Consider the following 20,769-nt stretch of genomic DNA (forward strand, 5'->3'; position numbering starts at 1 on the left):
GCGTCCTGCCACTTTTGGCGGGACGCTGTTGTTGGTTGGAAAATTACCCGTTCCATGGTGTATCGGACCATTCGCGGCGCTTTTTCGTAATCGGAACCTTTTTGAAGCCCCAGTTTCGGAAATCCTGATCGGGACTGTCACGGCGGATATAAATTTTATTTTTGATGGCTTTGAAAATTCGGTTTTCGTCCCCATAATGGACAAACCGGGGTTTCACCTCAATGACACCACGTCGGACGCGGGAAAGAGGAAGACAGACGAGATCGGCAATCTCAAGACCCGATTGGTAGAGGTCGCTATCTTTTTCAGCAAAAATAAAGCCTTTAATTTTTTGACGGCTTTTCTCCACATCCAAATGAACGGTGCCGGAGTTGAAGATATCAAAAAATGCTTTTTGAATCAGTAGATTCTGATAATCATCCCGACTTTCAAGCACGACACGGGCGCTTGTTGCTTCCGTCTCCTCAAGAAACGCGTAAAATGATTTCATCAGGTGGGCAAAGGCAACGACATACGGATCTTTCGGTGTCGAATAAAATTCATGTAGTTTTTGTTTATCGACTTCGACGCTGACGATCGTACAATCGATGTCGACTAAAAAGTCCGGTAAGGCGACCCAAAAATGCCGTAACATATCAATCGTGATTCCGTCTTCTTTGCCGTACGGGTGTTCCGCCTTTAAGATTTCTTTCAGATGAAGCGGAATATGCGGATCTTCGAAAACAGATGATTTGAACGCCATCAATCGTTTGCGTAATGGACTCGGCTCACCGGTTTCGTCTGAGTCGATGGCATATTTATATTCCATCAAGACCCCGGTCAGATTAAACTGGGTATTTCCTTTTGGTGTCCCGGTCTCATCCACGAACATGACATATTTTTTGGCTGTTGGGTTTGTAGTCCTAGGAAATCCTTTGACATCAACGTTTTTCACGTTTTTGGGTTCTCTTTTATTCAAGCGAATCTCCTCCAATTGCACACATACTGCACACTTTTATTAAAACCAAGCACATTTATTACCTCTTTATGTAACTTTACACTGACACGGCCATATAAATCCATGGTTATTGCACAACTTGCATGACCAATCTTTCTTGGATACTGTTCCGTAGACTTCGTCAAGGTATACGAGAGGATGTGTCTCAATATTGCTTTTCTCGTTCATCGCATCCAAAGCGGATTCGGACTGCCTGTTTACCGGGAAGGGGGTTCTTTTTTATATTCGTCATATCGCTTCTCCTTCCTGCCTGATAGGAGTAGCTTCAGAAAAAGACACATGATGTTTCTCGTTAAAAAAGGAATAAGCAGCTTGGTAGAGGCGTGAACAGCCCGGTTTATAAAAAAAAGCCGTCAACTAGACGGCTGGGATGTTACCATTCAAATCCTTCTTCACTGTAAGATCCATCAGAATTAAAGAATTTTTCTTCTGCTTTACCGCTTGACGTATTCGTATAGATGACATAGACATCGAGTTGATCGTACGTATCCGCCATTTTTTTAGCAGCTTTACGAGCATCGGCCTCATTCGTAAACGTTTCAGTCATAGTTGCTTTTTGATGATTCTCTACACCGTGTTCTTCATAACCTTCTACTGACCAGACTTTTTTTGATGACATAACCAACATCCTTTCATTGTAGAGCGAGTTGTGTAACGCTTTGCTGTTTATCATTATGCTTTGTTTGATTAAAATCCGTCAAATTGTCATTCTGACATCTGACTCATTGCATCAGTTGATCGATATAACGGACAGACTTGATCGTTTCGTTAAAGCGTTTTAAACTGGTTTTCGGTTGAAATGCCTGGACGGACAGTTGTTTTAACTGGTCAACGGCACTCTCGACCATCGCCGGACGCAAATAAGGACTGTTCTGTGCATTTTGTTGCCAGGCTTCGATCAGGACGTCTGCTTGTGCGACGAAGGGCATGACATCCGTTTGAAAGTCATATTCCTGACCATTTCGTCCAGCCTGGTAAATCCGTTCGATATCCTGAAGTAACGGTTCTATTGTCATTTGTTTTTAACTACTCCTCTCGGCCGATACGATACAATCACATATCATGGTACAATAAACGCGTTAGGAGGGGAATCCTTTTGAATTACCCGAACGGTAAAAAATTTCAGAAACCAGTAGAACCGCATGGTATGGCGATCCGAAGTGCACGCTCTAAGGAATCGACTTTTTCAAATCGCGGAATGAAGCTTGAGAAACTCATCAATGAAAGTAATATGTTTTATTTGACGCATAATCGGGCAATCATTCACAAGAAACCGACCCCTCTACAAATCGTCCAAGTCGATTATCCGAAACGGTCGGCAGCCGTCGTCAAGGAAGCGTACTTCAAGCAACCTTCGACAACCGACTATAATGGTGTGTACCGCGGAAAATACATCGATTTTGAAGCGAAGGAAACCAATCATAAAACATCCTTCCCCTTAAAAAACTTTCATACCCATCAAATCGAGCATATGCGTCAATGTATCGCACATGGAGGAATTTGTTTTGTCATCATTCGATTCAGTATGTATAATGTGCAATATGTGTTGTCTGCAGAGCATTTGTTCCCCTGGTGGGAGCAACTGGAAACGGGTAGAAAATCGATTCCGCTAGACGAAATCGAACGGCATGGAAAAAAACTCGAGACAGGTGCGTTTCCTGCGATTGATTATTTACCAGCAGTGGACGAGTTATATTTCACTTGAGAAACTTTACAGATTGAAGGAGAAGGATAGCATATGGAAAGAAGTCGTGTCGCACGTCGTGAAGAAACGAAGACGTCAGCCAAACAAACGAATCGGACAAAACGTCCGAAAAAGAAAAAATCAGGCGGGACCGGCGGTAAAGGTCCACTTTGGAAAAAGCTCCTACTGATCGCGACAGGATTGTTCATCCTGATGATGATTGCAGGTGGAGGGTTTGCAGCATATGCTGTCGCGACCGCACCGGAACTTGATGAATCAAAGTTACGTGATGCACTCCCGCTAAAAATTTATGCGAGCAATAAAGAAGAAATCAAAAAGGGTGGGACGAGTCGGGAGTATGTGTCGATTAAAGAAGTTCCTGATGTCGTAAAAGATGCCTTTATTTCAATCGAAGATCGACGCTTCTATCAGCATAACGGAATCGACTTCCGTCGCTTGGGCGGCGCCATCATTGCCAACATCACAGATGGTTTTGGTTCTGAGGGAGCTTCAACGATCACGCAACAGGTCATCAAACAATCGTTTTTAAGTTCAGACAAGACCATTACCCGGAAAGTCCAGGAACAATGGTTAGCGATCCGGTTGGAACGGGACTACACGAAAGAACAGATCCTTGAGATGTATTTGAATAAAAACTATTACGGTCAAGAATCATACGGCATTCAAACGGCTTCAAAAGCCTACTTCGACAAGACGGTCGATAAGTTGAACTATGCGGAAGCGGCGATGCTTGCCGGCTTACCGCAACGTCCATCGGCTTACGATCCGATTCAAGGAGATCCGAAGTTGACGAAATGGCGTCAAACGCAAGTACTGAACGCAATGTTGACGACAGGTGTCATCACGCAAGCACAACGTGACAAAGCAGTTGATCAACCGATTTCAAAATTGATCAACCCGGCACCAAAATCAAAAGATGATGCGGCTTACGACAGCGTCATCTTCGATATGGTGTCGCAGGAGTTAGAGGATGTCTTCGGTTTAGAAGGCAAGGACATCTACGGTCAAGGATTGAAAGTTTATACATCAATTGATAAGCCGATGCACGATTATATGAACGAAGCGATTAAAAAAGATCAAGTCGTCCAGTTGCCGGATTACGCGGAAGCAGCGGCAACGGCAGTCAATACACAAACGGGTGAAATTTTAGGGATTGTTGACGGAAAAAAACCGGGTACAGGCACTTCACGGCGTAACTTTGCCAAAGAACCGCACCAGCCCGGTTCATCAGCGAAACCATTTTTCGCATATGGACCAGCCATTGAAAATGAGAAATGGTCAACGGCTAAAATGATGACCGACCAGGAAACAGAAGTAAACGGCAAAAAAATCGGCAACTACTATGATGGTTACCGTGGGACAAATACAATTCGCTACTGGCTGAAGATTTCTGCCAATACGCCTGCCATTCAAACGTTCCAACAAATCGGCGGTGATACGGTCGAAAGTTTTGCAGCTAAGTCTGGATTAGGTTTAGAAAAAGACGAATCGATTTCACCGGCTTATGCAATCGGTGGGATGAAACACGGATTCAATACGACGCAAATGGCTTCTGCCTATGCGACGCTTGGTAACGGCGGTGACTACATCAAACCGCACATCATCAAAACGATTGAATACAGCGACGGGTCAAAAATCAAATCACCTGTCAAACCGAAAAAAGCAATGCAGGATTATACAGCCTATATGTTAACGGATATGTTACGTGATGTTCTCAAACCGGGCGGGACGTTCCCGAGTGCCGCTCTTGCTTTTGACGCAGCAGGTAAAACCGGAACCACCAATGCGTACAAAGATGTTTGGTTTGCCGGTTACACCTCTGATGTCTCGATCAGTGTCTGGACGGGAACAACGAAGTCGGGTAACAACAACGGTGCCGGTTTAAGCGGACCGACAAACAGTACAATGGCACAAAATATTTGGAAAGATTTTGTCACGAAAACGCGTGACCGGACGCCTGCTCCGTTTGAGCAACCGAGTTCTGTCCTCAGTATCGGTGAGGAACTGTATGTCAAAGGGACAAAAGAGCCGGTTGTCGAAAAAAAGGCAGTACCAGCTCCGACTGGCTTACAAGCATCTTACAATGAAGACTCGGAGTCTGGTGAACTGACATGGAGTTACAATGATTCTGCCCTTCGGACAAACGGCTATGACAGCGTGTCGTTTGAAGTGACGATGACGGATCCGGATGGAAAACAGTCGGTGCTTGGCACCAGCTCAACGAATCGAATGGGCATTAATCGACTTGATCCGGGTCGGACGACGTTCACAGTCGTTGCGAAAGCATCCGGAGAAAAGTCTGGTCCGGTATCGACGACTGTGACTGTTGCAGACGTCGAAACAGAAGAACCGACGACGGACGAACCGACAACGGATGAACCAACGACGGACGAACCGGCAACGGATGAGCCAACGACGGACGAACCGGCAACGGATGAGCCAACGACGGACGAACCGGCAACGGATGAACCGACGACGGACGAACCGGCAACGGATGAGCCAACGACGGACGAACCGGCAACGGATGAACCGACGACGGATGAGCCGGCAACAGATGAGCCGGCAACGGACGATCCAGCCTCAAGCGACGGAGCATCCACTCAGTCGGACCGAGGAAATTCATCGAACGGCAACCAAGGGCGCGGTCAGGATAATGCGCCCGCCGATCCACAATCAGAATCAGAAACGCAGCAATAACGAGTAGAGCGATTACTTGAAGAAGATAAGACCGGAGAAACGGGTATGTTTCTTCGGTCTTGCTTCTCTTTTTTTGTATAATGGAGGTCAGGAAGGAAGTGAGGCAATGGAATCAAGACAATCACTTGTCACCTATTTAGAAGAATTAAAAGCCGATCGTTCCTTCATGGAACGTGTCACATATATGAAAACGATGGAAGCGACTGTCGGACGTTATGCACCGTTTCCAAAAGAGATGCCGGAGCGTTTACGCCAGGCACTAGAAGGCAGAGGCATCACATCGTTGTATCGCCATCAGGAACTAGCGTTTCGAACGGTCCAAAGCGGCGCATCGACGGTGATTGTAACACCGACGGCTTCAGGGAAAACCTATTGCTTTAATTTACCAATTTTATCCCATCTCTTAGAAAATCCAAATGCACGGGCACTATATCTGTATCCGACTAAAGCATTGGCTCAAGATCAAAACAGTGAGTTGTTGGAGCTGATTGATGAGATGGAAGCGCCGATCCGTTGTTTTACGTACGATGGAGATACGTCACCGACGATTCGGACAAAAGTTCGAAAAGCCGGGAACATCGTGATTACGAATCCGGATATGTTGCATTCCGGAATCTTGCCACACCATACGAAATGGATTGAACTGTTTGAAAATCTATCGCATATCGTCATTGACGAACTGCATACGTATCGTGGGGTATTTGGAAGCCATGTCGCGAATGTCATTCGACGGTTGCGACGGATCTGCCGCTATTATGGCAGTGATCCGATCTTTATCATGACGAGTGCGACGATTGCCAATCCGAAAGAATTAGCGGAACGTTTGACAGAGAAAGAAGTCCAATTGATTGACGACAACGGGGCACCAACCGGTCGAAAACACTTTATCGTCTATCAACCACCAATCGTCAATGCGCAGCTCGGCATCCGTCGTTCGGCAACCCTTGAGACAAAACAATTGGCATCGCGATTCATTAAAAAGAAGTTTCAAACGATTGTTTTTGCCCGCTCACGGGTACGGGTTGAAGTGTTATTAACCTATCTCCGAAGTTTGATCCGGTTTGAACTGGGACCGAAATCAATTGAAGGATATCGAGGCGGATATCTTCCGAGTGAACGCCGGGATATTGAAAGACGCTTGCGTAAAGGTGAAATCACCGGGATTGTCTCGACCAATGCACTAGAGCTCGGTGTCGACATCGGGCAACTACAAGTCTGTATCATGAACGGTTATCCGGGAACGATTGCTTCCTTATGGCAACAAGCCGGTCGAGCCGGTCGACGACAAGACGACGCGTTGATCATCTTAGTCGCTTCTTCCGGGATGCTCGATCAGTATGTCGCCGAACGTCCGGAATTGTTTTTAAATCAATCACCGGAAGCGGCACGGCTCGACCCAGATAATCTGATTATTGCCGTCGATCACATTAAATGTGCGGCATTTGAACTGCCGTTCCGGCAGGGGGAGGCGTTCGGGACACTGGAGACAGAAGATATCCTCGAATACCTGGTCGAAGAACGTGTTTTGCATCAACGCGGGGAACGTTATTATTGGATGAATGATGCGTTTCCGGCGCATGGTATTTCTCTGCGCTCCAGTGATCAGGAAAATGTCATCATCGTGGATCAAACAGAAGTCCCGAATCGTGTTATCGGAGAAATGGATACGTTTAGCGCGATGACCCTGTTGCATGATGAAGCGATCTATTTACATGGGGCGGATCAATATCAGGTCGAGGTCTTGGATTTTGAAGAGAAAAAAGCCTTTGTTCGTGCCGTAGACGTCGATTACTATACAGATGCCAATTTTTCAGTCGAACTTTCTGTCCTCGATGAGGATGACAGTTACACGAACGGAGACTTTAGTGTCGCGAGAGGGGATGTCAGTGTCCGGGGTATGGCCACGATGTTCAAGAAAATAAAGTTCGGAACACATGAAAACATCGGATCAGGTCCGATTCATCTTCCGGAACGGGAAATTCACACAACGGGTGTCTGGTTTTCGTTGCCGGAAGAAGCTTCCTCGAGTACGGAACTGGAACAAGTCATCGAGGGGGTCGCGAACAGCTTGAGACGGGTCGCGCCGCTGTATTTGATGTGTGATGCCAGTGATGTCTTCGTTGTGCCCCAGGTCAAAGCAACCCATACACAAAAACCGACCATCTATCTGTATGACCGTTACCCTGGCGGTGTCGGATTGGCAGAATCGATTTACAAACAACGTGGCGTCATGCTACGTGCCGCACGGGATTCAATCGAGACCTGTCCTTGTCAGGATGGTTGTCCGGCATGTATCGGAATGATCGGCTTGTCTGATGAAAAAGAGCGGACAATCAGAATGCTAGCTGAAATGGAGAAGGAATTATCATGAAAAATAAGCTGAGACGGATGTTGAAGACGACGGAGACCGAGCCGACAGCAAGCTCCTCATCGACGGATCAGGAACAAATGACATCAGCCGAACAAACCGCATGGCTCGATCGAGGAGCAGATATCCTCACGTTTGAAGACGAATGGATTGTCCGGATTGATCACCGGTATCCACTGCATGCCAAACATGGATATCGTTCGTATGCCGAAGTGTTTGAATCGTTGCAGTTGCCCCATCCGCCACTCGCCCTCGATGTCCCGCTCGAACAGGTCATATTTTTCGATACGGAGACGACCGGATTAAAGGGGACGGGAACGACGATTTTTTTGCTCGGATTCGCCCGCTTTGAACGAGGGGAGTTGCTGATGCGGCAGTATTTTTTACCGCATCCGCATTATGAGGCGGCTCTTTATCATCATTTTCTGCATGATATCGGGGATGATGTCCGGTTCGTCACCTATAACGGAAAAAGCTTTGATTGGCCGCAGATTAAGACCCGTCACGTTTTTGTCCGGGAGCGTGTCCCCCGTCTGCCGAAAGTCGGTCATTTGGATTTACTCCATGTCTGCCGACGGATGTTCAAAGGAATGTACGATTCATTCCGTTTGACGGCAATGGAGGAGCGAATTGGATTTGAACGAATGGATGATTTACCTGGATTTTTAGCACCGATGCATTATTTTCAATACGTCGAACACCAGAATCCGGCGATTATGGAAGGCGTATTAGAACACCATTTGCATGATTGTTTGACACTGGTGAGTTTATATGACGAATGTAATCGGCTTGTGACGCACCGCCAAGAAGCCACGTCACGGATTCGTGAGAACATCGGGGTCTGGTTAGCGGATTTAGGTATAAATGAACAATCAGCCGAACATTTTGGACAAGCTGACGAATTGACGGCTCAAGGCTGGTTGCGTCAAGGACGGTTATATAAAAAACTGCAGCAACATGAGAAGGCTAAAATCTGCTTTGAAAAAAGTGGAACGTATGAAGGATTCATCGAACTGGCAAAATGGGCCGAGCACATTGCCAAACAACCTTCCGTTGCTTATGATTATACTGAACGAGCCAAATGTCTATTAGAAAATCAACAGTTGTTAGCTTCGCGGCGAGAACGATTGTTTGCTGAGTTGGACCATCGGAGCTTACGCCTGCAAAGGAAGTGTCGCGGATGAATGTCGTTGCAGTAACAGGGTATAAACCGGCGGAACTCGGGATTTTTGATCAAAAACATCCAGGAATCAATATCTTAAAAGCTGCCTATCGGGAACGGATAATCCGTTTGATTGAGGACATGGGTACGACCTGGTTCATTACGAGTGCCACGCCAGGGTGTGAACTTTGGGCATGTGAAGTCATTCTGGAACTTAAACAAGAGTATCCGGAAATACGGTTGGGAATCCTGCTTCCTTTTTTGGAACAAGAGTCAAAATGGAAAGAGCCGGTTCAAGCGCAATACCTGGCTGTGTTGAATCAAGCGGACTTCGTGGATGCCATCAGTCAAAAACCGTATGAAAATCCATCCCAGTTCCGAAACAAAACAGAGTTCATGATTCAAAAGAGTCAAGGGTTGTTGTCTGTCTATGATGAAGAACACGGCGGATCCGCCAAGTATTTAGTGGAACGTGCTAAACTAGAGATGGAACGTTCGGATTATCAATTGTTTCTGATTACGCAAGATGATTTAGCGATGATGGAACAAGAGCAGAACTACAATGAACAGTGGGAGTGAAGCATATGTATAAGCCGTTATTGACAGCAGATGATATTTACAAAAAAGAGTTCAAAACCGGACTACGCGGATATGTGATTGAAGATGTCGATGGTTATCTTGATCAAGTCATCAAAGATTATGAAGGATTTGAACGGGAAATCGAGCGTTTAAAACGAGAACTGGAAGAAGCGAAATCTTCATCTTCTTCTGTCGGTTTCAAACGGGAAGAACGAAGAGTGGAACCGGAAGTGACGGCTCCACCATCTAATTCGTCCAACTACGATATGTTGCGCCGGATTTCTAATCTTGAAAAAGCGGTTTTCGGACGTCCCCATCAAGAAGATTGATTGCTGCCTTACTTATAGCAAGTATCAGGACATGACATGAAAAAACGGATCCTCTGTATAGAGAATCCGTTTTTCGTATTACGAACGATGCAGAAGCACTTCAGCTTCCGGTAACTCTTCTTTTAAGACATAAAGCGCCACACGATCATCTAAATCCTTACTGAAACGACGGAACAGAAACGACGTTTTGACGCCGCGTTCCATCCGGACATGGAGTCCTGCTTGTTCGAGCCGGTCATGATCACGGGCCAACCGCTCTCCCTTTTCTCCAAACTCTTCGCCGAGCAAGACCCAGCGCAACGACTCTTTTGTCCGCCGTGTCACGATGAAGAGAAAACACAAAACAAGTACTACAATCAATATAATCCGAATCGTATTAAAGTCCATGGAAAACCTCACCTCATCTTTATCATACGTTCTTAACGGGCATAAAGTAAACGTTCAAGATAACGTGAGAAGGGTTGAATCTTCAAACCTTGTTGACGATACGCAATGTACCCGTCTGGTCGAATCAAATAGAGACCGGCCTGTTTGATTCCGAACTTCCGGGCGAGTTCACCGCCTTGGTCGACGACACCGTCATCTTTCAGTTCCTGATGAATCGAAACGGTCTCAAACAAATCTGGATAAGAATAAGCTAATTCCTTAAACGGCAGGAGAATCTGTTCGTTCGCTTCCCGGGGGAGAAACAGCAAGAGCAGGAAATTACGATCCGCACGCCGTAATAACAGTTCATTTTTTTTCGTTCGCGGATTCACGACTTCACTATAAGGCATCGGTTCTCCCGGACGTGGTGTCAAAAGTGGGAACCGTCCTTGTGTAACAAACAACCGTGACGTTTGATAGTTGCTGTTAAGTTGCGCGATCCGGTTCGTGACGTAGTGATGTAACGGTGTAATCTTTAAGCTGTTCCGAATGACTTTTTCCTGAAGCGGTAGTAAAAATGGAATGTTAATCTGTAATAATTCAGTCGCGAGGTTCGTAGAACGTAGAATACCGCGTGCCGCTTCACGCCGCTCGACGCTGTAAGAATCGAGTAAAGGGAAACTTGCCTTGAACCGGTGAACACACCAAAGTTTCCAGGCTAAATTCATCGCATCGGCGATTCCGGTGTTCATGCCCTGCCCGCCAACCGGTGAATTGATATGGGCAGCGTCACCAATTAAATAAATCCGGTGGTGCCCGAATTTTTCAATGATTCGGTTGTGCACCCGGAACATGGAATACCAATGGACCTTCTTCAATGTAAATGGAACCTTTGCACGATTTTTTAAGAAATCTTCAATGGCAGAATGATCAGTCGGGACAGTCCCGTTTGTCAGATTTCCTGTTATCCGGAAAAGATTCGACTGAAGTGGGAAGGATTCAATGACACCATGATCAGAAAAGAAGATATGCACTTCTTCGGAAGATAATGGCCAATCGACTTCAATGTCGGCCAGTGCCCAAGATTCCTTAAAAGACTTACCGCTGAACGGAAGTCCAAGTTCGCGCCGGACGAAGCTGTTGGCTCCATCCGCCCCGATGATAAAAGAAGCATCAACGGTTTCCGTGACATCGTTTTTTCGAATCGATGCGGTAACAAACGTCGGAAATTGGGCGAAGCCGGTCAACTCTGTTTCGCGTTCGACCGTATGACCGTCTTCTTTTAAACGCGTTTCAAGAATACGTTCTGTTTCGCTTTGCGGCAACAACGTGACGAAAGGAAACGGTGTATTTAAATCCGTAAAATCAAGTTTTGCCTGCCAGGCTCCATTAACATATAAGTTCCCTTGATTGATTTTAATGGCATTCTCCATTAAAGCATCCGCTACACCAAGGCGTGCAAACAATTCGAGCGACCGGGCCTGAATGCCGATTGCTTTTGAAACGACAGATGGACCGCTTGCCCGTTCGATGATTCGAAACGTCAATCCGTAACGGGACAAGGCAAGCGCTAATGTTAAGCCGGTCGGTCCAGCCCCAATGATCAGTACATCTATTTTTTTCTTCACGGATAGCCCCCCTTATTTTACTTCTTAGCCGAAACTCGCTACCATTAAACTATCGACTGGACGGCAAACCGTCTGAAAGGATGAGAGCAGTGAACGAGCAATTATTTACGACAGAACGTTTGATGAGTAACTTTAGAGAATACATGCAGCAAAACGAAGCGTACATGACGAAAATTCAAGCATTAAATGCCTATTATAAAGTTGTGGCCGGATCAATTTTAGCGGATCGAATCGCCAAAAATGCCGATTTAATCGTTCGGATGCGTCATCTCGAAGAAGCGTATCAGAAAGTGGCGCAGGAAACACGATGAAGGATTTCCAATTAAATGATGTCAAGCGTGCATTTACGTCTTCGACAGAACAACTTCCTAAAAATGCCGCTGCAGTTTTAGTTCCTTTAGTGGAGCGGGACGGAGAAGTGCATCTGTTGTTCCAAGTGCGGGCGAAGACATTACGATCGCAACCGGGAGAAATTGCTTTTCCGGGTGGAAGGATTGATCCGGGCGAACAACCAAGAGAAGCGGCGATTCGTGAAACGATGGAAGAACTGAACGTCAGTTCTACGGATATTGAGATCATCGGGACATTGGAGCCACTTGTGACGCCGAATCGCTCCATCATCTACCCGTACCTCGGCATTCTGACAGCGGAGGAAATCGACCCATCCCCGATGGAAGTCGATCACATCTTTTATGTAGCACTCGCTGATTTACTTGCAGCGGAACCGATTCAAGGCGAAATGGAGTGGCGAATTCGTCCCGGTAAAACCGTACCCACGGATCGTCTGGCGAATCGTGATGCATACGTCGACCGGACGTATAAAACGGTCGAACATTTTTATGAACATGAAGAGTATTTAATTTGGGGGCTGACAGCCAAAATTTTACGGCAGATGTTACGGACATTGACGCAATACTAGCTTTTTCACAGGTTCTTTTATATGATTAAGAATATCTGAACGTGTCAGGAGATGAAGAAGATGGAAGAAGAAGAGTTATTTGATTATATCGTCGGTGATATGGTAAAAACAAAAGAAGGTTGGGTGGCAGAAGTCACGGCTGTATTAACCAATACAGTAGTGGGTGACCTCTCGCATACTAAAAACTTTGAATCTCTCGGTTTTGAATTCGAGAAACAAGTTTTGATCAAATCAGAGATTGAATTATTAGAGCGTAAAACAAAATAAACAGCGAACCGGACAGAATCTTCTGCCGGTTTTTTTGTGTTTCCTAATCGTGTAAATCAGGTTTCAGAAAAGTTAAATGAGGGAAATTTTACAAAGATAATAAAGAATAGACTTGACTACATTAAGGTGTTGGAGGGATCGTACGTGATTGAATTTAAAGCAGTTGGAAAAACATATCCAGATGGAACGAAAGCGGTCCGAGATTTAAATTTTACAGTCAATCAGGGGGAAATCTTTTGTCTGATTGGTCCATCCGGTTGTGGGAAAACGACCACGATGAAAATGGTCAATCGATTGATTGATCATACGGAAGGACAAATTTGGATAAATGGTCAACCGATTATGTCAATCGACGAACACGAATTACGTCGTCAAATTGGTTACGTCCTTCAGCAAATTGCCTTATTTCCGCATATGACGATCGAAGAAAATGTAAGTGTCGTGCCGCATTTACTGAAATGGGACAAAAAGAAGGTAGAAGAACGTGTCCATACCTTGTTCCAACTCACCGGATTAAATGAGAATTTAAGAAAAAAGTATCCGGGTGAACTTTCAGGCGGCCAGCAACAACGCGTTGGTGTCATGCGGGCGTTAGCGGCAGAACAAGACGTCATCTTAATGGATGAGCCGTTCTCGGCACTCGATCCGATTTCGAGAGATCAATTACAAAATGATTTATTGCGATTGAACGCAGAACTCGGTAAAACTATCTTATTCGTAACCCATGACATGAATGAAGCGTTAAAACTCGGCAGCCGGATTTGTTTAATGAACGAGGGCGAGATCGTTTTAATCGGGACAAAAGAAGAAATCTTGGCCAGTAAGGATGAATTCGTTCAAGAGTTCATGGGACAAGTCAGGGGGACTTTCCAATGACAGGATTGTTTGAGACGTATCAGGACCGTAAAGCTGAATTACTGCAGGCTTTAATTGAACATATTCAACTGTCTGTTCTATCACTTGTAATTGCCTGTCTGATTGCAATTCCCCTCGGTATTTATCTGTCGCGGCATAAAAAGTTTAGTGAATGGTCAATTGGCGTCACGTCAGTCATCCAAACGATTCCTTCACTTGCGTTGCTTGGCTTGATGATTCCGCTCGTTGGAATCGGGACGGTTCCGTCAGTCATCGCTCTTGTTTTGTATGCTCTTCTTCCGATCGTTCGTAATACGTACACGGGCTTAGCAGAAGTAGACCCTTCCTTGAAAGAAGCGGCACGCGCTTGCGGGATGACACCGATGCAAAGTCTGATGAAAGTCGAGTTGCCGCTCGCCTTACCTGTCATGATGGCCGGCATCCGGACAGCAATGGTCCTGATTATCGGGACAGCGACGATTGCCGCCTTGATTGGTGCAGGAGGACTCGGCTCAATTATTCTGCTCGGGATTGACCGGAACGATAATTATCTCCTCTTACTCGGTGCAATTCCTGCCGCTTTGTTGGCACTTTTGTTTGATGCGTTGTTAAGACAGACGGAAGTTGCTACAAAAAAACGCCAAACGGGCCGACTCGTCGTCGCACTTGCCTTAATCGCGACATTGATCATCACACCGTTTGCGCTCGGACGGACCGAGCAACCGGATTTGGTCGTCGCCGGAAAATTAGGTGTCGAACCAGAAATTCTGATGAATATGTACAAATTAGTCATCGAAGATCAGACGGATTTGAATGTCCAAGTCAAACCGAACTTCGGGAAAACGACATTTGTCTATAAAGCTCTACAGTCCGGCGACATTGACTTGTATCCGGAATTTACGGGAACAGTCCTTGCCAGTCTAATCAACGAAAAGCCGGTCTCAAACGATAAACAAGCCGTCTTTGAACAGGCACGTGACGGACTTGTTAAACAAAAACTGGCATTACTGCCACCGATGAACTACAACAATACGTATGCCGTTGCCGTTCCGAAAAAAGTAGCGGATCAATACAAATTAAAAACGATTTCCGATTTACAGCAAGTAGCGGATCAATTAAAAGCCGGATTCACATTAGAATTTAAAGATCGTCAAGACGGTTACAAAGGGATTCAGGAAAAGTATGGCGTTAACTTTAAAGAAGTCGTGACGATGGAGCCGAAATTACGGTATAAAGCTGTAGAGTCGGGAGACATCCAAGTCATTGATGCCTATTCGACCGATCCGGAAATCGCAAAATACAATATGGTTGTCCTGGAAGACGATCAACAGTTATTCCCGCCTTACGAGGGAGCACCTCTTCTTCGTCAAGAGACGTTAGATGAGTATCCGGAAGTCGAACAGGCATTAAAACAGCTGGACGGAAAAATTTCCGATAGTGAGATGTCGAAAATGAATGAAGCGGTCGCTTATGGTGGAAAAACGGCGAACGAAGTCGCACGCGACTATTTACGGAAAGAAGGAATTTTGAAATGAGATTATTATTGATCAGTAATCCGACGGCAGGAACGAACCGCGCCGGACTTTTACAGGATGTGATTGATCCGTTGGCAGCGATGTTTGATGAAATCGTCATCCGTCAGACGGCTCAAGCCCTGGATGCCTTACATTTCGCGGAAGAAGCGGATGGTTTTGACGCGCTCGTCGTCATTGGCGGAGACGGAACAGTTTTTGAAGTCATCAACGGGATCGCGAAACTGGAAAACCGTCCGGTTCTCGGTATCATTCCGGGAGGCACATGTAACGATTTTGCGCGGACCTTGGGCTTGCCGATGGTTCCCCGGCTAGCTGCTGAGATGATAGCGACCCAGCAAATCGTCGAAGTCGATCTTGGTCAAGTCAATGATACGTACTTCTTGAATTTCGTTGGTTTGGGTCTTGTTGCGGAAGCGTCCATCGGGATTGATACGGAAGAAAAAGCACGCTTGGGTAAAATGGGATATTACCTCTCGACAATCCGGTCAAGTATGGAAGCAGAGCCTTTTTCGTACGAACTGGAGTTAGCGGAAGGTCAAAAAATGACCGGAGAAGCGGTCTTGATTTTAGCTGCGAACGGCGAATCACTCGGCGGCATTGAAACCAACCTGTCGCAAGGGGCTTACAACGATGGAAAACTGGATCTTGTAATCGTCGACGAAGTGAACTTGACGACGATCCGAGATGTCATCTTACAAAAAATCGGTCTAGCGACGGAACCGTCGTTTACGCATGTTTTGACTAGCGGCTTCACCCTGAAGACCGATTCTCCGAAAGTCATTGATACGGATGGAGAAAAGGCGATGCATTCGCCAATCGAAGTCAAAGTATTACCGGAATATTTAAAGATGTACAGTGGTCGAATCGATACATTAGTATAAAGCTGTCCACCAATTGAATTATTTACTAATCGAAGTCCATTACGCGGACTTCGATTTTTTTATCTTAAAACCCATTTGATTCATCACGAATATGCGGTTATGCTTTGACGCTTTAAAGAAAATGTTTGATAAAGGATGACTTCCCGGACGAACTTTTGTACAATGGAAAAGTATTTTTGAAAAGGAGGTCGAGTGCCATGAAAGGAAATGCATGGGCTTCGAAGATCGGATTTATTTTAGCGGCAGCTGGATCAGCGATTGGGCTGGGCGCCATTTGGAAGTTTCCCTATACAACGGGAACAAACGGAGGTGGGGCATTTTTATTATTATTTTTAGCCTTTACGCTCTTGCTCGGATTACCGGTCCTGATTGCAGAGTTCTTAATCGGTCGGACGAGTGGAAAAACAGCGTTACAGGCTTTTTCAGAGCTTGGTCATAAAAAATATACGTTTATTGGCTGGCTTGGTGTCATCGCCTGTTTTCTGCTACTCTCGTTTTACAGTGTCATCGGTGGCTGGGTTCTCATCTATATCGTGTTAGGGTTTTCCGGTAATTTAACCGCGATGAGCGGAGCGGATTTAGGAGAATTATTTGCCACAGTCTCGGGTTCTCCCGCTTACGCCATTACTGGACAGCTGATTTTCTTGCTCATTACATGTGTGATCGTTTTACGCGGCGTACAGGCCGGAATCGAAAAAATGAGTAAAATCATGATGCCGCTACTGTTTCTGTGTTTCATCATTCTTGTTGTCCGTTCGTTGACGCTTGAAGGCGCAGGGGCAGGAGTCCGCTTCTTTATCGAACCGGACTTCTCTGCCTTAAACCGGACATCGGTCCTTAGTGCATTAGGGCAAGCATTCTTTTCTTTATCGTTAGGCGTATCAGCGATGCTGACTTATGCTTCATACATGAAGGAACGGGGGCAAATTAATCGATCCGCTGCGTGGATTGTGTCACTGAATGTCGTCGTCTCCTTGCTTGCTGGATTCGCCATTTTCCCAGCAGTTTTTGCCTCGGGTCTTGATCCGGCAGAAGGACCGTCTTTATTGTTCATCGTCCTGCCGACGGTGTTTAGTCAAATCCAATTCGGTTCCCTGTTTTTGGTCCTGTTCTTCCTCTTGTTTGCATTCGCATCAATCACGTCTTCGATTGCGATGCTTGAAGTGGTAGTATCGGCAATTACTGACCGGAAAGAAACGGCGACCTTCCGAGATAAAAAGCGCAATACGATGATTGCGACAATATTAATTGGTGTGATTGGTATCCCGTCCGCTCTGTCGTTTGGTTTGGCATCTGACATCACGTGGATGGATAAGACGATTTTTGACTGGATGGATTTTACCGTTTCAAACATTCTCATGCCGATCGGCGCCTTGTTAATTTCATTTTTTGCCGGATTTAAATTGGACCGGACCCTGGTTGAACAAGAACTTGTGACAAGCCCGATGATGAAACGCTTACTGCCATTCTGGCGTTTTAGTATTTGTTATCTGAGTCCGGTCGCGATTTTGATTATCTTGATTTGGCCGCTGTTCGGTTCTTAAGAAGAAAAATATAGTGACTACCTGTCTTTTGAAAAAGTTCGTCTGCATTTTTTTGCGGATGGACTTTTTTTGTCGCCGGTAAGGTCGCAGAAATCAAACTTGAGGCGGATGCAACACGTCATAGATTATGGTGAAATAAGAAATACAGAGGACTAACATTTCGCTAAAACGGGAAACTTTTTGTTATATGATTCGTAATGGTAAGATATAAGTAATAAATAACTAACCTGAAGACAGATAGAAGAAACAATCAAAAGGGGTGGTGATGAAATGAAGCCTTCTACATGGTGGGTCCTTGGATCAATCGGTCTGATGTTCGTATTTCTTCAAGTGGCGGATGCCTTGAATTTTTCCGGTATCTTCATTGCATTAGGTCTCTGGTTCATCTGGAGCGGTTATCGCGCTAAACCGGGAAAACGGTATCGGACTGAACGGAAATCAACGGAACTAAAACGCCAAAACGTTAAAAAGAAACTGTTACTGGATGACGAAGACGAGTTCGTCGGAAGTGTCATCTTAAAACCGGAACAAGCAACACGCAGATTTGATGAAACGGATGATTTAGAGCTTCAAGTCTTACAACGAACAGTCGAAGAAGGATTCGTCAAACTTCAATCCTTTGATCAAATTATTCCGGCGATTCGTGATAGTGAAATCCGGTCCGAGATGCGGATCGTTTCCCGTGAAGCCCATGTGTTGTTTGAAGAACTGTTTACGGCGCCGCGTGAAGTCAAAAAAGTCCGTGATTTCTTTACATTCTATTTAGATTCCCTGCTCTCGATCTCAGAAAAATTTGCAGATCTCGAACGACGAGGGGCGCAAGTTCAAATGGAAACACGGGAACAATTACAATCCAACCTCAAACTCATCGCTGAAAAACTAAAACAACAGCAAACACTGTTGTTGGAAGGCGATACGGTAGATTTAGAACGTGAATTGTTGACGATTGAAAAGGTTTTGGCACAAGAGTCGGAACAACGAAAACAGGAGGAGAGTTATAAACATGACCCATTCTGATAACAATAGCTGGCAACAATGGCCGGAGGAAGAATCAACGACACAACCGACGATTTCAGATCCGTCCGTTGATTTAAATCTTGCGGAAACTTCATCCCAACCCACTGTACCGGTCCGTCCGGTTGAAGACATGATTCCAAGTGACGTTCCGGTCGAACAACGCCAAAAAATTGAACGGTTACTTCAAGTCATCGATTTAAAAAAATCAGATGCCGTCATGCAGTACGGAGCACCGGTTCAACGCGAATTGTCACAGTTTTCAGATCAAGTGTTGAGTGAAGTGAAAATGAAAGACGGCGGTGATGCCGGGAAGCTGTTGTCGGATTTAATGCAACGGGTGCGTCAGATGGATCCTGACACGTTACAGGAAAAGAAAAGTTTCTGGTCAAATGTTCCGGTTATCGGCCGGGCGAAGAAAAAAGCAGAAACGTACTTTTTACAGTATGAAAAAATGAGTGCTTATCTGGAAGAAGTCGTCCATAATCTGGATCGCTCCAAATTTGGTCTGATGAAAGATATTACGTTGCTTGATCAAATGTATCAAAAAAACAAACGATACTTCGAAGAACTGAATCTTTACATTGCAGCAGGGGAAACAAAAATCGCACACGTCAGAGAAAACGAAATCGAACCGTTACGGATGGAAGTCGAACGGTCACAGGATCAGACCCGGTTACAGGAGTTGAATGATATGATTCAGCTTGCTGATCGATTCGAAAAGAAAATTCACGATTTAAAACTATCACGGACGATTAGTTTACAAATGGCTCCCCAAATTCGTGTAATTCAGCAAAACAATCAAATCTTGGCAGAAAAGATTGAATCGGCGGTCGTTAATACGATTCCACTCTGGAAAAACCAAGTGGTGCTTTCGCTGAGTCTATCACGGCAAAAAACTGCCTTGCAGATGCAGAAAGACGTCACGAATACGACCAATCAATTACTGGAACAAAATTCGCGGTTGCTAAAAGATTCTTCCATCGAGATTGCAGAAGAAAATGAAAAAGGAATCGTATCGGTCGAATCCTTGAAAGTGGCGCATCAAAATCTGATTGAAACGTTGGACGAAACGTTACGGATTCAACAGGACGGTAAACAAAAACGTCGTGATGCGGAACATGAGCTGGAACGAATGGAAAATGAATTAAAACAAAAAGTCATGGAAGTGGCTTCAAAAAATCGTGAATTACCAAACCGCCCTTACTAAGGAACACATTTATGTGTTCCTTAGTGGTTTATTCAAAAAGGAGAGATGTGTGATGAAAAAACAACATCAATGGGATACAACCTGGCTTTTATTTGCGCGGATGATGGCGGATCGGCATTCGAAATGTGCTTCAAAATCTGTTGCCTGTGTCATCGTCAAGGATGAAAAACCCATTTCGATCGGAATCAACGGCACACCGAGTGGACACATGAATTGCAATGAAATTTATTTAAAACAAGAGAACATTCTTTATAAAGCCGCAGCAGAAGGACAAAGTCAAAAGCATCCTGATTTGTCTATCGTACATAACGGTCAAGTCTTTTACCGCTGTGACAATCAGGAAGAACACCATGAATGGTCGAAGATGAATGAGATTCACGCTGAAATCAATGCACTCGGAAAACTGGCGGCAGATTCGACCAGTGCCCGTCATGCGACAGCATACGTGACCCACAGTCCATGCCATGCCTGCAGTTTGGCTTTGATCGCCTCAAAAATCGACCGTGTTGTTTATTCGACAGGATATGAATATGGGGATGGATTGACACTCATGCGTCAAAGCGGGATTGAAGTGCTTCATCGTCCCTTAACAGAAGAATATTTTCTTGAAAGAATTTTCGATAAAGACTTGTAAACGCTTCCATCACATTGTATTATGAAATTAAGCATTGCCATGGTAATTATTCACTCTTCCATTCGGGATAACTTCAGAC

21 protein-coding genes are annotated in these 20,769 nt (G+C 45.2%); 16 read left to right on the forward strand and 5 right to left on the reverse strand.

Annotated elements, in window-relative coordinates; genetic code table 11:
• Positions 1–43: 43 nt before the first annotated feature.
• The 3 genes from DVG79_RS04190 to DVG79_RS04200 form a co-directional block, all read right to left on the reverse strand.
• A complete protein-coding gene (locus DVG79_RS04190) occupies positions 44–934 on the reverse strand; it encodes a DUF3800 domain-containing protein (RefSeq protein ID WP_233494520.1) in 891 nt (296 codons plus the stop codon).
• Positions 935–1,370: 436 nt separating this feature from the next.
• Complete coding sequence (locus DVG79_RS04195; protein WP_114595582.1) at positions 1,371–1,616, reverse strand: hypothetical protein; 246 nt, start codon at positions 1,614–1,616, stop codon at positions 1,371–1,373.
• 103 nt (positions 1,617–1,719) lie between these two features.
• Positions 1,720–2,013, reverse strand: coding sequence for a DUF1798 family protein (locus tag DVG79_RS04200; protein WP_114595583.1), 294 nt, complete (start codon positions 2,011–2,013; stop codon positions 1,720–1,722).
• A 74-nt stretch (positions 2,014–2,087) separates the two neighbouring features.
• Between DVG79_RS04200 and recU the strand changes: the two genes are divergently transcribed.
• The 6 genes from recU (at position 2,088) to gpsB (ending at position 9,837) form a co-directional block, all read left to right on the forward strand.
• A complete protein-coding gene (recU, locus tag DVG79_RS04205) occupies positions 2,088–2,702 on the forward strand; it encodes a Holliday junction resolvase RecU (protein WP_188005442.1) in 615 nt (204 codons plus the stop codon).
• Between the two features lie 33 nt (positions 2,703–2,735).
• The gene (locus DVG79_RS04210) at positions 2,736–5,399 is read left to right on the forward strand and encodes a PBP1A family penicillin-binding protein (protein WP_114595585.1); all 2,664 of its coding nucleotides are present in this window, start codon (positions 2,736–2,738) and stop codon (positions 5,397–5,399) included.
• A gap of 106 nt (positions 5,400–5,505) precedes the next feature.
• Positions 5,506–7,770 carry a DEAD/DEAH box helicase gene (locus DVG79_RS04215; RefSeq protein ID WP_114595586.1) on the forward strand — a complete coding sequence of 755 codons (2,265 nt, stop codon included), beginning with the start codon at positions 5,506–5,508 and terminating at the stop codon, positions 7,768–7,770.
• Positions 7,767–8,951, forward strand: a complete 1,185-nt coding sequence (locus DVG79_RS04220) for a ribonuclease H-like domain-containing protein (RefSeq protein ID WP_114595587.1) — start codon at positions 7,767–7,769, stop codon at positions 8,949–8,951. The genes DVG79_RS04215 and DVG79_RS04220 overlap by 4 nt, the downstream gene beginning before the upstream one ends.
• Positions 8,948–9,508 carry an SLOG family protein gene (locus tag DVG79_RS04225; protein ID WP_026828107.1) on the forward strand — a complete coding sequence of 187 codons (561 nt, stop codon included), beginning with the start codon at positions 8,948–8,950 and terminating at the stop codon, positions 9,506–9,508. Before DVG79_RS04220 ends, DVG79_RS04225 begins: the two co-directional genes overlap by 4 nt.
• A gap of 5 nt (positions 9,509–9,513) precedes the next feature.
• The gene (gpsB, locus tag DVG79_RS04230; protein WP_114595588.1) at positions 9,514–9,837 is read left to right on the forward strand and encodes a cell division regulator GpsB; all 324 of its coding nucleotides are present in this window, start codon (positions 9,514–9,516) and stop codon (positions 9,835–9,837) included.
• Positions 9,838–9,915: 78 nt separating this feature from the next.
• Here the strand turns inward: gpsB and DVG79_RS04235 are convergent, their stop codons facing one another.
• Together DVG79_RS04235 and DVG79_RS04240 are read right to left on the reverse strand one after the other, a co-directional pair.
• Positions 9,916–10,224, reverse strand: coding sequence for a hypothetical protein (locus DVG79_RS04235; RefSeq protein ID WP_114595589.1), 309 nt, complete (start codon positions 10,222–10,224; stop codon positions 9,916–9,918).
• Positions 10,225–10,256: 32 nt separating this feature from the next.
• The gene (locus tag DVG79_RS04240; RefSeq protein WP_114595590.1) at positions 10,257–11,831 is read right to left on the reverse strand and encodes an FAD-dependent monooxygenase; all 1,575 of its coding nucleotides are present in this window, start codon (positions 11,829–11,831) and stop codon (positions 10,257–10,259) included.
• Between the two features lie 80 nt (positions 11,832–11,911).
• Between DVG79_RS04240 and yvfG the strand changes: the two genes are divergently transcribed.
• From yvfG to DVG79_RS04290, 10 genes are all read left to right on the forward strand, one after another.
• On the forward strand, positions 11,912–12,142 hold the full coding sequence (gene yvfG / locus DVG79_RS04245) for a protein YvfG (RefSeq protein ID WP_233494521.1): 231 nt from the start codon (positions 11,912–11,914) through the stop codon (positions 12,140–12,142).
• Entirely contained in the window at positions 12,139–12,750 is a 612-nt protein-coding gene (locus DVG79_RS04250; RefSeq protein ID WP_114595591.1) for an NUDIX hydrolase, read from the forward strand. The genes yvfG and DVG79_RS04250 overlap by 4 nt, the downstream gene beginning before the upstream one ends.
• A gap of 60 nt (positions 12,751–12,810) precedes the next feature.
• Positions 12,811–13,017, forward strand: coding sequence for a hypothetical protein (locus DVG79_RS04255; RefSeq protein ID WP_012370627.1), 207 nt, complete (start codon positions 12,811–12,813; stop codon positions 13,015–13,017).
• Between the two features lie 144 nt (positions 13,018–13,161).
• A complete protein-coding gene (locus tag DVG79_RS04260) occupies positions 13,162–13,893 on the forward strand; it encodes an ABC transporter ATP-binding protein (RefSeq protein ID WP_114595592.1) in 732 nt (243 codons plus the stop codon).
• Complete coding sequence (locus DVG79_RS04265; RefSeq protein WP_114595593.1) at positions 13,890–15,407, forward strand: ABC transporter permease/substrate-binding protein; 1,518 nt, start codon at positions 13,890–13,892, stop codon at positions 15,405–15,407. The genes DVG79_RS04260 and DVG79_RS04265 overlap by 4 nt, the downstream gene beginning before the upstream one ends.
• Positions 15,404–16,288 carry a diacylglycerol/lipid kinase family protein gene (locus DVG79_RS04270; RefSeq protein ID WP_114595594.1) on the forward strand — a complete coding sequence of 295 codons (885 nt, stop codon included), beginning with the start codon at positions 15,404–15,406 and terminating at the stop codon, positions 16,286–16,288. Before DVG79_RS04265 ends, DVG79_RS04270 begins: the two co-directional genes overlap by 4 nt.
• Before the next feature lie 197 nt (positions 16,289–16,485).
• Entirely contained in the window at positions 16,486–17,832 is a 1,347-nt protein-coding gene (locus DVG79_RS04275) for a sodium-dependent transporter (protein WP_114595595.1), read from the forward strand.
• A gap of 270 nt (positions 17,833–18,102) precedes the next feature.
• Complete coding sequence (locus DVG79_RS04280; protein ID WP_114595596.1) at positions 18,103–18,849, forward strand: 5-bromo-4-chloroindolyl phosphate hydrolysis family protein; 747 nt, start codon at positions 18,103–18,105, stop codon at positions 18,847–18,849.
• On the forward strand, positions 18,836–20,056 hold the full coding sequence (locus DVG79_RS04285; RefSeq protein WP_114595597.1) for a toxic anion resistance protein: 1,221 nt from the start codon (positions 18,836–18,838) through the stop codon (positions 20,054–20,056). Before DVG79_RS04280 ends, DVG79_RS04285 begins: the two co-directional genes overlap by 14 nt.
• A 52-nt stretch (positions 20,057–20,108) precedes the next feature.
• The gene (locus tag DVG79_RS04290; protein WP_114595598.1) at positions 20,109–20,690 is read left to right on the forward strand and encodes a deoxycytidylate deaminase; all 582 of its coding nucleotides are present in this window, start codon (positions 20,109–20,111) and stop codon (positions 20,688–20,690) included.
• The last annotated feature ends 79 nt before the right edge of the window (positions 20,691–20,769 follow it).

Source organism: Exiguobacterium sp. RIT594 (assembly GCF_003339585.1).
In the GTDB taxonomy this organism is placed as follows: Bacteria; Bacillota; Bacilli; order Exiguobacteriales; family Exiguobacteriaceae; genus Exiguobacterium_A.